Source organism: Mycobacterium sp. NPDC049093 (genome assembly GCF_040704635.1).
Taxonomy (GTDB): domain Bacteria; phylum Actinomycetota; class Actinomycetes; order Mycobacteriales; family Mycobacteriaceae; genus Mycobacterium.
The window spans coordinates 432,352-445,580 of sequence record NZ_JBEZJS010000006.1 but is presented as its reverse complement, the minus strand read 5'-3'; the positions used below and the strand labels follow the sequence as shown (position 1 = coordinate 445,580).

Annotated in this window: 13 protein-coding genes and 1 tRNA gene; 9 read left to right on the top strand and 5 right to left on the bottom strand. The window is 67.4% G+C overall.

The features are described from left to right. Window positions 1–90: 90 nt before the first annotated feature. Complete coding sequence (locus tag AB0876_RS25370; RefSeq protein ID WP_491841348.1) at window positions 91–291, top strand: hypothetical protein; 201 nt, start codon at window positions 91–93, stop codon at window positions 289–291. Window positions 292–355: 64 nt separating this feature from the next. After that, a complete protein-coding gene (locus AB0876_RS25365; protein ID WP_491841349.1) occupies window positions 356–1,186 on the top strand; it encodes an alpha/beta fold hydrolase in 831 nt (276 codons plus the stop codon). 200 nt (window positions 1,187–1,386) lie between these two features. Here the strand turns inward: AB0876_RS25365 and AB0876_RS25360 are convergent, their stop codons facing one another. Next, window positions 1,387–3,417: a TPM domain-containing protein gene (locus AB0876_RS25360; RefSeq protein ID WP_491841350.1), complete on the bottom strand. Its 2,031-nt coding sequence runs from the start codon at window positions 3,415–3,417 to the stop codon at window positions 1,387–1,389. Window positions 3,418–3,476: 59 nt separating this feature from the next. On the opposite strand from AB0876_RS25360, the gene AB0876_RS25355 reads away from it, so the two are divergent. Continuing rightward, complete coding sequence (locus AB0876_RS25355; RefSeq protein ID WP_491841351.1) at window positions 3,477–4,754, top strand: deoxyguanosinetriphosphate triphosphohydrolase; 1,278 nt, start codon at window positions 3,477–3,479, stop codon at window positions 4,752–4,754. Here AB0876_RS25355 and AB0876_RS25350 read toward each other — a convergent pair. Further along, window positions 4,751–5,590, bottom strand: coding sequence for an alpha/beta fold hydrolase (locus AB0876_RS25350; RefSeq protein ID WP_526043243.1), 840 nt, complete (start codon window positions 5,588–5,590; stop codon window positions 4,751–4,753). The genes AB0876_RS25355 and AB0876_RS25350 overlap by 4 nt on opposite strands. Window positions 5,591–5,663: 73 nt before the next feature. Between AB0876_RS25350 and dnaG the strand changes: the two genes are divergently transcribed. Both dnaG and AB0876_RS25340 read left to right on the top strand, forming a co-directional pair. Next, window positions 5,664–7,562 carry a DNA primase gene (dnaG, locus tag AB0876_RS25345; protein WP_526043242.1) on the top strand — a complete coding sequence of 633 codons (1,899 nt, stop codon included), beginning with the start codon at window positions 5,664–5,666 and terminating at the stop codon, window positions 7,560–7,562. A 62-nt stretch (window positions 7,563–7,624) separates the two neighbouring features. Beyond that, complete coding sequence (locus tag AB0876_RS25340; RefSeq protein WP_088304415.1) at window positions 7,625–7,921, top strand: DUF7155 family protein; 297 nt, start codon at window positions 7,625–7,627, stop codon at window positions 7,919–7,921. Here the strand turns inward: AB0876_RS25340 and AB0876_RS25335 are convergent. Further along, a complete protein-coding gene (locus AB0876_RS25335) occupies window positions 7,918–8,190 on the bottom strand; it encodes a hypothetical protein (protein WP_064877924.1) in 273 nt (90 codons plus the stop codon). The genes AB0876_RS25340 and AB0876_RS25335 overlap by 4 nt on opposite strands. A 175-nt stretch (window positions 8,191–8,365) precedes the next feature. On the opposite strand from AB0876_RS25335, the gene AB0876_RS25330 reads away from it, so the two are divergent. Next, window positions 8,366–8,438, top strand: a tRNA-Asn gene (locus tag AB0876_RS25330). 21 nt (window positions 8,439–8,459) lie between these two features. Here the strand turns inward: AB0876_RS25330 and AB0876_RS25325 are convergent. Further along, on the bottom strand, window positions 8,460–8,774 hold the full coding sequence (locus AB0876_RS25325; protein WP_039323062.1) for a hypothetical protein: 315 nt from the start codon (window positions 8,772–8,774) through the stop codon (window positions 8,460–8,462). A 134-nt stretch (window positions 8,775–8,908) separates the two neighbouring features. On the opposite strand from AB0876_RS25325, the gene AB0876_RS25320 reads away from it, so the two are divergent. After that, window positions 8,909–9,400 carry an LppP/LprE family lipoprotein gene (locus AB0876_RS25320; RefSeq protein WP_491841353.1) on the top strand — a complete coding sequence of 164 codons (492 nt, stop codon included), beginning with the start codon at window positions 8,909–8,911 and terminating at the stop codon, window positions 9,398–9,400. A gap of 6 nt (window positions 9,401–9,406) precedes the next feature. Here AB0876_RS25320 and AB0876_RS25315 read toward each other — a convergent pair whose 3' ends face one another. Further along, window positions 9,407–11,329 carry an acyl-CoA dehydrogenase family protein gene (locus AB0876_RS25315; protein ID WP_526043241.1) on the bottom strand — a complete coding sequence of 641 codons (1,923 nt, stop codon included), beginning with the start codon at window positions 11,327–11,329 and terminating at the stop codon, window positions 9,407–9,409. Between the two features lie 97 nt (window positions 11,330–11,426). On the opposite strand from AB0876_RS25315, the gene AB0876_RS25310 reads away from it, so the two are divergent. Further along, a complete protein-coding gene (locus AB0876_RS25310) occupies window positions 11,427–12,161 on the top strand; it encodes a VIT1/CCC1 transporter family protein (protein ID WP_526043240.1) in 735 nt (244 codons plus the stop codon). Next, complete coding sequence (locus AB0876_RS25305) at window positions 12,161–13,222, top strand: esterase-like activity of phytase family protein (protein ID WP_526043239.1); 1,062 nt, start codon at window positions 12,161–12,163, stop codon at window positions 13,220–13,222. Before AB0876_RS25310 ends, AB0876_RS25305 begins: the two co-directional genes overlap by 1 nt. Window positions 13,223–13,229: the final 7 nt, after the last annotated feature.

Here is a 13,229-nt window from a genome sequence, read left to right as displayed (position 1 = left end):
ACTCCGCGGCAACGGATCGTCCGGGTCACCATCGCCGACGGCTCCATCACACCGATCGTCACCGGGCTGGCCACCTTCCCGGACGGCATCGTGGTGGACACCGACCGGCGCCACATCTACTGGACGAACATGGGCGCTCCGGGCCTGCCCGCCGACCACCCGCTGCAGGGGGAGGGCGATCTCGACTTCTGGCTGCGACGGCGGCGGTGTGCTCGATCAACCGCGTCGTCAGAATCCTGCGGCTCCTGCTCGGCGCCGCGGTGGAAAGCCACGGTGGTGATGGTCATTTGACGGATACCGCACCAGACCGCCCGATGTGAACGTCGAATGAGATTCCAACCAGAAGGGAACCACGATGCCATACCTGTCCGATCAGGCCGACGACCGTTTCGTCGGTGGGCCTGAGGGGGAACGCTTCCACTACCGCCGCTTCGGTAGGCCCGGGACGGTTCCGCTCGTGCTGTGCATGAGGCTGCGCGGCACGATCGACCACTGGGATCCGAAGTTGCTCGATGAACTGGCCGCCGAACGTGAGGTCATCGTGTTCGACAACCGGGGGACCAGCGCATCCAGTGGACCCGCGCCCACCACTATCGACGGCCTCGCCGACGGCGGGATCGCGTTCATCCGCGCGTTGGGCCTGCCCCAGGTCGACGTGCTCGGCTGGTCGCTGGGTGGGATTGTCGCGCAGGGCATCGCATTGCGGGCCCCGGAGCTGGTGCGCCGCTTGATTGTTGCGGGCAGCACCCCGGCCGGGGTGCCCGAGCAGCCGGCGCCCGGGCCTCGGGTCGGCGAAATCCTCGGTCACGCGGTCAACGATGACGAGGACTACTTGTATCTCTTCTTTCCGGAGACCGACGAGGGTCGGTCGGCGGGTATGGTGTCGTTGCGTCGTTTGGACACTCGGCTCGGGCACTCGCATGCTGCGGTCCAGCCGGACACCTACCGCGCGCAGCTTGGCGCCATCGCCGCATTTGGCGGGTACTATGACCAGCTCGCCGAGCTGAAGCTGCCGGTGCTGGTGGCCAACGGTGCGCACGATGTGATGATCAATTCCTATGCCAGCTACGCGATGTCGCAGCGGCTGCCCGATGCCAAGGTGTTGCTCTACAGTGATGCCGGACATGGATTCCTGTTCCAGCACATCACCGATTTCGCCCAGGACATCAACCGGTTCCTGGGCTGAGCGTCACGAAAGCCATCAGTCAAAACGAACTCGGTGGACTGAGGTACTGCACGACGTCGACGTCGACGTCGACTGCGCCGAACCGGGTCTGGGCCAGTTCCGGCAAGGTGGTGCTCACCCCCTGACGCCGAGCAGACGCGCGGGTACCCGATTCCGCGCGCTCCGGGGTACCGGCACGTCTGCTCGCCAAGGAAACGCGATCAGAACCGGCCGCCACCGCCGCTGTAGCTGCGGCCCGAAGAATGTGACGAGCCACCGTAGGACGTCGGGCGCCCCATGCCGCGGCCGCCCCCGTACCCTCCGCCGAAGCCGCCACCGAAGCCGCCGCCACCGCCGCGCAGGATGTTGCCGATGAGGATGCCGCCGAGCACGGCGCCCATGTCAGAACCGCCGCCCCCGCCGTACTGCGAGGTGTAGGACCGTTGTGCGGCCCGCACGTCGTCGTTGGCCAGGCCCTGAGCCTGTGCAGCCAGCGTCGACGCCCCGTTGGCATGCGCCACCGCCTCGTTGGCATTCTCGATGCGCTTGGCTTCGGCGGCCTGAAGTTGCCGTTGCGCCTCGGCCAGTCGGGTGCGCGCCTCCGGTCCGACGCTGCCGCGCCGGGTTTCGATGAAGTCCGACACCGCCTTGATCCGTGACTGGGCGGTGAACAGCGCCTGCTCCAGCGCGCGGGCCAGCCGCTCGGCGGCTTCCTGTTGTTCGTGCACTCCGGCCAGCAGCTGATCGAGTTCGGCGTCGGCCTTGGTCAGCCGGGTAAAGGTGCCCAGCGGGTCGGCCTTGCCGCTGGCTGTCGCGTCATCGGCTGCTTTCTTCGCTGCGTCACGTGCCGCACTCAGTTTGTCGGCCTGCGGCGTACCGGACTGCCCCAGAAGCGAATTCGCCTGGTCGATTCCGGCTTGAATATCCGTGATCGCCGCGGGAAGACCGGCCAGGGCCCGGTTGATGTCGGAGGCCGCGCTGTCCACGGCGTCGAGCAGGGTCCGGGTCTGATCGAGGGCTGACTCGGCCGAGCGCACCGCGTCCACCAGCTCGGTCTGATCGGTGGCCGGCCGGGATACCAGGTTGCGGGCCGTGGTGATGTTGCGGTCGGCGAACGCCAGGCGTTCCTTGGCGGTGTCCACATTGGTCGACACCGAACTCAGTGCGGTGGAATCGAATTGGGTGTGGAGATTGTCCAGTTTCTGGCTGGACGGCTCGATGCGGGCGGTCAGGTCGACCATCTGCTGGGTCATGGCGTCCAGCCGCGTCGGGGCGTTGATCACCAGATCGCGCAGCTGCTCGAAGGCCTGGCTCTGGGCATCCAGTTCGCGGTCGGCCCTGGCCGCCGACACCACGACCTTGGTCAGCAGATCTCGTTGTTGCAGTGGGGTCTCGGGGACGTCGTCATCGAGCGTCTGGCGCACGTTGAAGGCCTGGGCCAGAGCCTTTTTCGCATTCTCCAGGGCCGCGCTGAACGGCTCGGTGCGCTTGGCGCCGAACTCCTCGACGGCCAGTTCGAGCTCGGCCTCACTGGTGCGCACGGCATTGTCGACGTCGACGACGATCGAGCGGGACAGCTCGTCGAGCGCCTCCAGTGGCACCGACGCCAACGCGTCGGGGTCGGTCGGATCGACCCGCTTGGCGGCCTCGAACTCGGCGTGGCGGCGCTTGGCCCGGCGCCGGCGCGACCACCACCACAGCAACCCGGCCAGCACCACTATCACGCCCAGGGCGATCAGCATGCCCGGCCACGAGATGCCGGGCGCGGCAGGGGATGCGGCGGAGGATTCGGGTGCGGAATTCAGCCCGTTGGCCGCAGCGATGGCCGCGCCCGCCCAATCCTCACGGCGCAGGGCCGGGGTGATGCTGTCGCGCCGGATGTCGTTGGCACGCGCCGCGCCGGTCACCGTGGAGGGCACCCGGAAGGCGAAGGCCCGGTCTACCGTGGCGACCGCGAGCAGTGCGTCGTCGTCACCGAAATCGCTCAGCCGCATGGTGTTCGTGGCCCAGTCGTCCTGGCCCTGACCAGAGAAATCCTCGACGAAGATCACCCATAACTTGATGTGGCGATCGTCGTAGAGCCTGTCGATCGCGCGCTGCACATTGCCACGCTGGGCCGCCGACAACGCCCCGGCGTTGTCGGTGAGTTGGGTGGCCAACCGCGACGGCGGCTCGGCTGCGGCGCTGGGGGCAACCAGCAGGCCGGTCATCAGGATCGCGAGCAGCATGGACGGCAGACGGGCGATACGCATGACCGTCAATCTAGTGCGCCGCGGGGTTGGCGCGTCGGTTCCTGGCAGACTGTGCGTCGGTGAACGGGGATACGCAGGCCTGGTATGACGACTTCGACCGGCAACGTCTGGTGGTCGAGTCGGCCAAGGGTGCCGCGCTGCCCGGGACCGACACCGAGCACCGCACTGACTTCGCCCGTGATCGGGCCCGCGTGTTGCACAGTGCGGCGCTGCGGCGGCTGGCCGACAAGACCCAGGTCGTCGGGCCACGCCATGGCGATACCCCGCGCACCCGGCTCACCCACTCACTCGAGGTGGCCCAGATCGGACGCGGCATGGCGATCGGGTTGGGCTGTGATCCGGACCTGGTGGACCTGGCCGGGTTGGCCCACGACATCGGGCACCCGCCGTACGGGCACAACGGCGAGCGCGCGCTCGACGAGATCGCGAAACCTTTCGGCGGGTTCGAGGGCAATGCCCAGAACTTCCGGATCCTCACCCGGTTGGAGCCCAAAGTTCTTGATGCCGAGGGGCGTTCGGCCGGGCTCAACCTGACGAGGGCCGCGCTGGACGCGGTGGCGAAGTATCCGTGGCCAAGCTTCGGTACCCGTAAGAAATACGGCTTCTACGACGACGACGCAGAGGCCGCCGAGTGGGTACGCGCCGGCGCGCCCGCCGAGCGGCCGTGCCTGGAGGCCCAGGTGATGGACTGGGCCGACGACGTCGCCTATTCCGTGCACGACGTCGAGGACGGCGTGATCTCCGGGCGCATCGACCTGCGGGTGCTCGGCGATCCCGATGCGGCCTCTTCGCTGGCGGACCTGGGTGCCAAGAACTTCCCCAGCGTCACCCACGACGATCTGCTGGCCGCCGCTGAGCGGTTGTCGCAGGTTCCGGTGGTGGCCGCGGTGGGGAAGTACGACGGAACCCTTGCTTCGTCAGTCGCGCTGAAGACCCTGACCAGTGAACTCGTCGGGCGCTTCGCCAACGCGGCGATCACGCAGACCCGGGCGGTTGCCGGGGCGGGACCGCTACGTCGGTTCGATGCGGACCTGACCGTCCCGCCGCTGGTCCGCGCCGAGGTGGTGCTGCTCAAGATGCTGGCGCTGCAGTTCATCATGTCCGATCACCGGCACCTGCAGATCCAGGCCGATCAGCGCACGCTCATCCACGAAGTGGCCCTCGCATTGTGGGCGCAGGCGCCGGGCAGTCTGGACCCGCAGTTCGCGCCCGAGTTCGACCTCGCGGCCGACGACGGCGCCCGGCTGCGCGTGGTGGTCGACCAGATTGCGTCCTACACCGAGAGCCGGCTGGAGCGAGTGCACGAGGCACGCTCGCCCAGGCCGATGTCCGACTAGGTTCTCAACCGGCGCAGCACCAGATCGGGGTACGCCCACAGCAACGCGCCGCCCACACCGTCGACGACGGTTCGACTGGCTCCGGGTATCCGGCCGGCCAGGGTGATGCCGAGATCGGGGGAGTGCACGGTGTCGTCGCTGCCCAACAACAACTGCACATCGGTGGCGGGAGTCAGCAGATGCGCCGGCCACGGTGTAGTCGCCAGCACGGTGTCGCGGGCGTATCCGGCCGGCCCCTGGGCGAATCCGTCGACAAGGGCCGCCCGCAACATGGTGCGAAAGCCGGGATCGTCGTAGACGACGCGGTCGGATACCGGATAGTCGGTCATGATCATGTCGAAGAGTGCGGTAGCGGTGTAGCCGGAGAGATCGTGCTCGGCGCCGTCCGGATCGGCGGCGATCGCCGTCACGAATTCGCGGTGTGGCGGGGTCAACAGCGCGGTCACCGGCGGATAGCCGAGATCATCGATCGGCGATACCAGCACCAGTCCGTCGATCCGCCCGGTCTCGGCCAGGGCGAGCGCGAACGGTGCGCCCTGAGAGTTGGCGACAACCGGCACCGGGACGCCCGCGACGGTATCGATCACCGCGGCCAAGTCCGCGGCGACACTGTCGAAAGTCTTGTCCGGGTCGGGACCAGACGCACCGATCCCGGGCCGGTCCACCGAGATCAACCGCACGTGGTGGTTCTCCAGGTGCTGTTCGCCGAACCTCATCAGCCGGCCGCATCCTGCACCGGCGATGAACAGCACCGGCATCCCGGAGTCGGGCCCGTAGGCGGTGAAGGCGACCCGGCGGTCGTCGCGTTCGATCCAGTCGGGTGGGAGTTTTGTCACCGCAGTTCACATCCTTCCCCAGGTGGCGGCGAACCCGGTCAACGCCGCCTCCGGGCACGCATAGACTAGGCCGGTGGCCGGCCGGATTTCAGATCGCGATATCGCGGCCATCCGTGAAAAGGTCCGCATCGAGGATGTCGTCGGTGATTACGTCCAGTTGAGGCGGGCCGGGGCCGACTCGATGAAGGGTCTGTGCCCGTTCCACGACGAGAAGTCGCCGTCGTTCCACGTGCGGCCGAACCACGGTCACTTCCATTGCTTCGGTTGCGGCGAGGGCGGCGACATCTACGCCTTCATCCAGAAGATCGAGCACGTCACGTTCGTCGAGGCGGTCGAGTTGTTGGCCGACAAGGTCGGCTACACCGTCACCTACACCGGCTCGTCGACGACCAATGTCCAGCGGGACCGGGGCAGCCGCAGCCGGTTGCTGGCCGCCAATGCCGCCGCCCAGGAGTTCTACGCCGAGGCACTGGCCTCGGATGAGGCCGCCGAGGCGCGGAAATACCTGACCGAGCGCAACTTCGACGCCGCCGCGGCCGCCCAGTTCGGGTGCGGGTTCGCGCCGTCGGGGTGGGACAAGCTGACAAAGCATTTGCTGCGTTCGGGTTTCGAGTTCAAGGAGTTGGAGGCGGCCGGGCTGAGCCGGGAGGGCAAGCGTGGGCCGATGGACCGGTTCCATCGACGGCTGCTGTGGCCGATCCGGGTGTCCTCGGGCGAGACCATCGGCTTCGGCGCGCGTCGGTTGTTCGACGACGATCAGAACCAGGCCAAGTACGTCAACACCCCCGAGACGGTGCTCTACAAGAAGTCGCAGGTGCTGTTCGGACTGGACCGCGCCAAGCGCGACATCGCCAAGGGGCACCAGGCCGTGGTGGTCGAGGGCTACACCGATGTGATGGCCATGCACCAGGCTGGGGTGACCACCGCGGTGGCCTCATGCGGCACCGCGTTCGGTGAGCAGCACCTGTCGATGCTGCGCCGGCTGATGATGGACGACAACTTCTTCCGCGGCGAGTTGATCTACGTGTTCGACGGTGACGCCGCGGGCCAGGCCGCCGCGGTGAAAGCCTTCGAGGGCGAGCAGAACCTGTCCGGTCAGTCGTTCGTGGCGGTGGCTCCCGACGGGATGGATCCGTGCGATCTTCGGCTGCGCTCCGGCGACGGCGCGGTGCGCGATCTGGTGGCACGGCGAACTCCGTTGTTCGAGTTCGTGATTCGCAGCGCACTGGCCGAGCATGACCTCGACAGTGCCGAGGGCCGGGTGGCCGCGCTGCGGCGCTGCGTGCCGATCGCAGCCCGGATCAAGGATCAGACACTGCGCGACGAGTACGCCAGGCAGCTGGCCGGCTGGGTCGGCTGGGACAACGTCGCCCAGGTGATCGGCCGGGTGCGGGAGGACGCCAGCGGTGGCCGCAAGGATTCGCGGCGCCAGCCGGCGCGGCAACAGGCCAAACCTGCGGCGGCTCCCGTGTCGCGCCCCAATCCGGCCGATCCGACGCTGTGGCCGCAGCGCGAGGCCCTCAAGGCTGCCCTGCAGTATCCCGCGATCGCCGGGCCGGTGTTCGACTCGCTGACCGTCGAGAGCTTCACCCATCCGGGGTACGCCGCGGTGCGTTCGGCGATCGAGTCGGCCGGCGGCATGGCGTCGGGCAAATCTGGGGCCCAGTGGATCGAGGCCGCGCGTGAGCAGACCACATCTCCGGCGGCAGCCAGCCTGGTCAACGAACTGGGCGTCGAGGCCATCAACGTCGAGGACGACGAGCACCTGCCGCGCTACATCAGCAGCGTGCTGGCCCGCCTGCAGGAAGTCTGGGTGGGCCGCCAGATCGCCGAGGTGAAGTCCAAACTGCAGCGCATGTCGCCGGTGGAGCAGGGAGACGAATATCACGCCCTGTTCGGTGACCTGGTGGCCATGGAGTCCTACCGGCGCAGCCTGCTCGAGCAGGCCAGTGGCGACGACCTGACTGCGTGATCAGACACATCGCGATAGGGTAAGGCGCAGTCGGGCATCTTCAGGCGAGAGAGGCAGACCTGGTGACACTGTTCAGCACGCGGACGCGACGGTTGGTCGCAGTTGGCGCATTTGCGCTGGCCACGGGGGCCGCAGCGGCGGCCCCGGCGTTCGTCGCGACATCCACATCCGGTTCCGAGGTCACGGCCCAGCCGGCCTGCCTGGCCTGGTTCGGCAACAAAGAGGACGGCAAGTGCCTGTCGTACTCCAATGGCATGCCCGCCAACATCGGCACGCCGTGGGTCGGCGCAGGCGGCAATGGCGGATTCGTCACTGGGCCGCTGCTGCCCGGAACGTCGATCAATCAGGGGATCGGCTAGCCCCTACCAGCTACTTTTCTTGCCGAACCGTCGGTGCTCTCCTTCGTGGCGAGCACCGACGTTTCTGCGTCTATAGGGGTCAGGGTGAGGAACTGCGGATCCGGAGACACCTGCTTGGCGATCTTGCGTCGTCCGGCGTCGATCACCGCCTTGGTGGCCGGATTGGCCGTCACCGCGCGGTAGGTGCTGGCGATCTGCTCATAGCGACGTCGCCCGGCCTTGGCGCCCAGCACGTAGCCGACGGCGATCACGGCGGCATAGCGGATCACTGAATACCTCCCAAAGCGACGGACCTCCCAATGCGGCGTGCCCCCAGAGAACCAACATCTGTGCTCCATCCTGCCTCACCGCCGCCGCGGCGCGCCCGTCTGGGAGCGAGTTGGCGGCAGCGGCGGTCCGTACGCTAGAGTCAACGCTCGGCCGCGGAGCTTCCGCGGAAGGTAGTCCCCTGTAGCTCAATTGGCAGAGCTCCCGACTGTTAATCGGGCGGTTATTGGTTCGAGTCCAATCGGGGGAGCAAGTTCTCCAAACCCCAGTCCTAGGACTGGGGCCGGGCCTGGGCCTGACGGGCCGCCTGGGTAAGCGCCTCCACCAGCGGATTGGACGCCGACGCGAGAGCTTTCCGCTCCTCTTCGGACAGTTGGTAGAACGTCCACACGCCCCAAGCCGCCGGCCGCACGTACACCGTCACCTGTTGCCGGTTGTTGGCCAACACGGCCGGAACGGGGACCGCACGATCGAGGGTGGCTGCGCTGGACATCTCCTCGGCGAGTTGTTGGACGTTGACTGATTCCTGCAGTTGGTAGAGGACGGCCTTGTTGGCAGGGCCTTCCATGGCGAGGAACCAAGCCATCTGTGTCTCCTTGGGTAATGGTCGTGAGCGGTGGTCCGCCGTCGGATCGCCGGTCGGATCGCAAACAGTGTCACCTATCGACGCGCCGTCGTCAGCCCACTCGCTCAGCCGGGTTGATTCGCTACCCTCGGGGTGTGTACCCACGGCTGATCGCCATCGTCGCCTTCATCGGTCTCCTCGCGGTTGGTTGCGGCTGGAAACCGTCATCCGCGCCGCCTCCGAAGCCCGATACCTGCGCACCGACCGACGGCCCGAGCGCCGACGCGGTCACTGATCAGATCGCCAAACTTCCGGCCCCTGAAGCGGGCAGGCAGTGGACGCAGATCGGCTCCGGCCACACGAGCAATTGCCGGCTGTACTGGGTCCAGGTGGGTCAGACCAACCCCGAGCCCAACAGCACCGGGCAACTGCTGTTCTTCGACCGGCAGACCCCGCTCGGCACGGCCACCCCGGAACCCCGGCCCTACATCAACGTGGTCACCAATGCCGATGACACGGTGGTGGTGAACTACCAGTGGCAGCAGGGCCATGATTCGCCCACCGCGCCGACCGGCATCGCCACCGTGCGGTTCCGGATCGGGGACGACGGCAAACTGGTTGCCGTCGACCCGATTCCGAAGCCCTGAGGCGCCTCAGCCGTTGATCAGCTCGGCGGGGTCGAGCATCGCCGCGTAACGCAGTTGCTCCGGGATGCCGAACCCGTCGACGAGGATCTCGATGTGCGGGCGCAGTGAGCGGCAGCGTTCGTTGATTCCCCGGGTGACGGCCTTGGCGCGTTCGGTGGACAGGAACCGGTGCTCGATGAACCAGGCCTTGTCGCCCTCGATCACCGACAGCGCGTACAGGTCGCAGACATCTTGGAGAAGCTCGCGCGCGGTGTCGTCCTCGCAGGCGTCGATACCTGCGACGAACGCCTCCAGGATGACCCGGTCGATGTGCGCCTGCGCGGCGTGCAGTACGTGATCCTGCACGGCGTTGAAGGCGTCGAACGCCGACATCTCCTTGGCCTTGCCCTGCAGCCTGCGCGCCACCGAGGCCAGCATGTACTCCTCGCGGTCCTCGAACATCTTGACCTGGGTACCGCGGTTGAACAGGCTGCCTTCCTCCTCGTTGTCCTGGCGGGTGTCGAGGACGGTCTGGATGATGGTCTCGGCGGCCGTGCGTTTGAGTACCCGCTCGCCGGCGTAGTTGGCTGCGAACCGGACCCATTCGACCGGGCTCATGCCCTTGATGTCGTCGGCGTAGGCGGTCAGCAGTTCCTTGGCGACCAACTGCGTGAGCACATGGTTGTCGCCCTCGAAGGTGGTGAACACGTCGGTGTCGGCGCGCAGGGCGATCAGCCGGTTCTCGGCGAGATAGCCTGCACCGCCGCAGGCTTCACGGGCTTCCTGGATGGCGCGGCTGGCGTGCCAGGTGTTGGCGGCTTTCAGGCCGGCCGCGCGGGCCTCCAGTTCGCGTTGCTCCTCGGCGTCGGGATCGTCGGAGGTCTGAAGCTCATGGCATTTGGCCACCAGTTCGTTCTGCGCGAACTGCAGCGCGTAGGACTTGGCGATCAGCGGCAACAGTCGGCGCTGGTGCACGAGGTAGTCCATGATGAGGACTTCCTCGGTGCTCTTGGGGGCTTCGAACTGCCTGCGTTCCAGCGCATATCGGGTGGCGATGTCCAGTGCCACCCGCGCTGCCGCGGCGGCGCTGCCGCCGACGGTGACCCGGCCTCGGATCAGCGTGCCCAGCATCGTGAAGAACCGCCGGCCCGGGTTCTCGATCGGTGAGGTGTAGGTGCCGTCGGGGGCGACGTCGGCGTAGCGGTTGAGCAGGTTCTCCCGTGGGACCCGGACGTGGTCGAACACGATGCGGCCGTTGTCGACGCCCGGGAGCCCGCCCTTGTAATGACAGTCCGACGTGGTCACGCCGGGCAGGTCGTTGCCCTCGTCGTCGCGGATCGGCACCACGAAACAATGCACGCCGTGGCCCTCGCCGTCCGGAGTGATCAGCTGCGCGAAAACAGTTGACACGCGGGCGGTTTCGGCGGCTCCACCGATGTAGTCCTTGCGCGCGGTGGGCGTGGGGGAGTCGATGACGAACTCCTGTGTCGCCGGATCGTAGGTGGCGGTGGTCTCCAGCGACTGCACGTCGCTGCCGTGGCCGGTTTCGGTCATCGCGAAACAACCCAGCAGGTCCAGGTCGATCAGTGGTCGGACGTAGGCCTTGTGGTGGCGTTCGGTGCCCAGGTTCTCGATGGCGCCGCCGAACAGGCCCCACTGGACCCCGGCCTTGACCATCAGGGAAAGGTCGCTCATGGCCAGCATCTCGATCTGGGTGATGGCGGCGCCGACGTCGCCGTTGCCGCCGTGTTCCTTGCGGAAGCCGTCCTCGGCAGCCCCGGCTGCGGCCATGATCTTGAGCTGCTCGCCGACCTTGGCCCGGGCGATCACCGTGTTGGGGGTGTAGTGCGGTCGGAAGATCTCGTCGGACAACCTGGCCCGCATGGCGTTTTTGACGTCGCGCCAGCGGCCGTCCAGCGCGTTTCGCAGATGTTCGGCAGTGGAGGTCATATCCCGACCGTACGTGCGTGGCGGCCCGGGCGTGGCGGTTGGAACGAAGGACAGCCTTCCTGGACAAGCATCACCCCTCCGCGAAAGACTGGCGAACATGCCGGACTCGATCGGTAAGTCGCTGTCTCCCACGGGCTTGCCGCATGTCAGCTATCACCGCCATGCCGATGTCACAGGCGGCTGGCTCCGCGCCGCGACGTTCGGTGCGATGGACGGTCTGGTCAGCAACACCGCGTTGATCGCCGGTGTCGGGGCCAGCGCCTCGGCTCAGACCGTGGTGCTCAGCGGCGTGGCCGGCCTGTTGGCCGGGGCGTTCTCGATGGCGCTCGGCGAGTACACCTCGGTGACGACCGCGAACGAGCAGGTCGACTCCGAGGTCAAGGTCGAGCGCAAATCATTCCGCAAGAACCCGGAGGCCGAGCAGGCCGAGCTCGTGGCGATGCTCCAGGAAATGGGGATGACGCCCGAAACAGCCGTGAAAGCCGGCGAGGAGATCCACCGCGACGAGAGCCGGGCCCTGAACTTTCACCTCGTGCAGGAGTTGGGTGTGCACCCCACGGAGAAGCCGTCGCCGTGGGTGGCGGGCGGATCGTCCTTCGTCCTGTTCGCGATCGGTGCCATCATCCCGCTCATCCCGTATCTGCTGGGCTTCGAATCCTTGGGGGCCGGGCTGGCCTGCGGCGGGGTCGGCCTGTTGATCGTGGGTGGCGCGGCAGCGCGGTTCACCCGCAAGCCGGTCGCCCTCGGTGGGGGGCGGCAATTGCTGTTGGGTGCCGTCGCCATCGCGGCCACCTACGGCGTGGGCATCCTGGTGGGCGCCGCCGTCACCTGATGCGGACCCGAATCCTGGCGGCCGGCCTCCTGCTGCTGGCCGGATGTACACCCGCGCGCGCCGTGGCGGATTTCGAGTTTCTCGGCCAACGGCAGATTGCCTCCGCGGCGATATTCGATGGCACCGTCGTCGGCGGATTGTCGGGAATCAGCTACGACCCGGCCGCGGACCTGTACTACATCATCAGCGACGACCGCTCCGCCAAGAGTTCGGCGCGTTTTTACACCGCGCGGATCAACGTGTCGGACAACGGTATCGGTGACGTCGAATTCGTCGGCACCCATCCGTGGCGCGATCGTGACGGACAACCGTTCCACCCGTTGGACGTCGACGCGGTGCCACCCGTGGTCCCGCCGGACCCCGAGGCGATTGCGTTCGACACCGGCAGACAGCGGTTGTACTGGACCAGCGAGGGGGAGCGGCGGACCGAAGGGCCCGGGGCACCGATCCTGCTGGATCCGTGGGTGCGGTCCGCCGGACTCGACGGCAGCTTCCTCGGCGAGTTCACGCTGCCCGAGGACCTGCGAATGTCGGCCGGCGAGCACGGCCCGCGCCGCAACAGCACGTTGGAGGGCCTCACGCTGACGCCCGACGGGCGCCAGCTGTGGGCGGCGATGGAGGGCCCAGGCTACGAGGACGGCCCGCCACCCGACGCGCAGCACGGCGTATGGACCCGCGTGTTCCGATTCGATGCGGACTCCGGTGCGCTCGACGGGCGGTACACCTACCCGCTGGATCCGGTCAGTGCCGGGCCGGGCGGCATGAACGGCTTGTCCGACCTGGTAGCGCTCGACGACAGGAACTTCCTGGTGATCGAGCGTGGCTTCGGCACCCATGTGGCGGTGCGGATCTACCGCGCGAGCCTGGTCGACGGGTCCACCGAGATGACGAAAACGTTGCTGGCCGACCTGACCACCACGCCCGGTCTGAAGCCGCTGGACAACATCGAGGGAATCACGTTGGGGCCCAAGCTGCCCGACGGCCGACAATCGGTGATCGCGGTCAGCGACGACAATTTCTCGCCCACCCAGGTGACGCAGTTCCTGCTGTTCGCGCTCTGAGAATTGC